General features: G+C 55.4%; 2 protein-coding genes and 2 tRNA genes. 3 read left to right on the forward strand and 1 reads right to left on the reverse strand.

The features are described from left to right. Nucleotides 1–173: 173 nt before the first annotated feature. From ACQ4WS_RS25410 to ACQ4WS_RS25420, 3 genes are all read left to right on the forward strand, one after another. A tRNA-Asn gene (locus tag ACQ4WS_RS25410) sits at nt 174–249 on the forward strand. Nucleotides 250–373: 124 nt separating this feature from the next. Then, complete coding sequence (locus tag ACQ4WS_RS25415) at nt 374–700, forward strand: Dabb family protein (protein ID WP_436479721.1); 327 nt, start codon at nt 374–376, stop codon at nt 698–700. Nucleotides 701–792: 92 nt separating this feature from the next. After that, nucleotides 793–868 (forward strand) — tRNA-Asn (locus ACQ4WS_RS25420). 221 nt (nt 869–1,089) lie between these two features. Here ACQ4WS_RS25420 and ACQ4WS_RS25425 read toward each other — a convergent pair. Beyond that, a partial coding sequence (locus tag ACQ4WS_RS25425; protein WP_436479722.1) for an IS3 family transposase occupies nt 1,090–1,316 on the reverse strand: 227 nt, incomplete at its 5' end.

Raw genomic sequence — 1,316 nt, forward strand, 5'->3', positions numbered from 1 at the left:
TGGGATCTCAGCACTTCCTTGTCGCTCATCTGCGTCACCATGATTTCGTGCCCGTTTATCCCAAAAGGGGACATTACTACTTTGCACGAAGGGGACATTACTACTTTGGGCTAACATTTTCCCTGTGGAAATCTGGACAGCGCCAAGTTTGGCCTATATAATACGGCCTCTTTTCCCTGATAGCTCAGTTGGTAGAGCGACGGACTGTTAATCCGCAGGTCCCTGGTTCGAGTCCAGGTCGGGGAGCCAGAATTCGGAAGGCCATGTTGAAAAAACATGGCTTTTTTTGTTTTCCGCCCCAGCCCGCAGGGCTTGCCTGTGCGTGATCGCGTTTTGCGCTATCCTGAATGCATCACTTCAGGAGCAGCTTCCCATGACTTGTACCTCCGCCTTGCGCCATATCGTCCTGTGCGACTTCCTCGATGGCATCACGCCTGCCAAGCACGCCGAGCTCGTCTATGAGTTTTCCCAGCTGAAACATCGCATTCCCGGCGTGCGGCAATTTGAATGGGGGCCGAACGTCAGCCCGGAAGGCCTCGATGACGGCTTTACCGATTGCTTTACCCTGACCTTCGATGGCGCCGGCGCGCGCGACGTGTACCTGACCCATGCGGCCCACCTGGCCTTTGTCGAGCAACTCAAGCCATGGCTGGGGCGGGTGCTGGTATTTGACTACTATCCGCAAGAGCATGCCGGCTGAGCGCTGCCAGGCAGGGTGACGCCGGAAAATACACATTTTTCTGGGGGAAATCTGGACATCGCAAAATTTACCCTATAGAATGCGGCCTCTTTTCCCTGATAGCTCAGTTGGTAGAGCGACGGACTGTTAATCCGCAGGTCCCTGGTTCGAGTCCAGGTCGGGGAGCCAGAATTTTTGTAAGACCTAGAGCCCAGCCCTTACCCGGTTGGGCTTTTTGCATTCCAGAGGCCTGTTTATTTGCGTATGGTGGTCCGAGGTGGGTCCATTGGGCTGTTGGGATCACCTACCCCTAGGGCTGGCCTCCGTTGGCACAGGGAGGCAGACTGTGGGGCTCTTGATGTTGGACAGGACACAGGGCAGCGCGACCGAACCGCAGCGACGTGCGGTGGTCAAGTAATTTCGGACACAACGATAGGTTCACGTTCTGCCATTTTCTGTTCGTAGACAGAGGGCGGCAGATTGCCCAATGCTGAATTGATGCGCTTGCAGTTATAGAAGTCGACGATGTAGTCGGTGATGTCGGCTTTGGCCTCGGCGTGGTTAGCGTATTGACGCTGCCAGACCCGTTCCATCTTGAGGTTCAAGAAGAAGCGTTCAGCGACGGCGTTGTCCCAGC

The sequence above is a fragment of the Janthinobacterium leeuwenhoeki genome (assembly GCF_051380795.1).
GTDB lineage: Bacteria > Pseudomonadota > Gammaproteobacteria > Burkholderiales > Burkholderiaceae_D > Janthinobacterium.

Coding starts and splice junctions, on each gene's coding strand:
- ACQ4WS_RS25415 (WP_436479721.1), top strand. CDS start 374: ATGACTTGTACCTCCGCCTTGCGCCATATCGTCCTGTGCGACTTCCTC.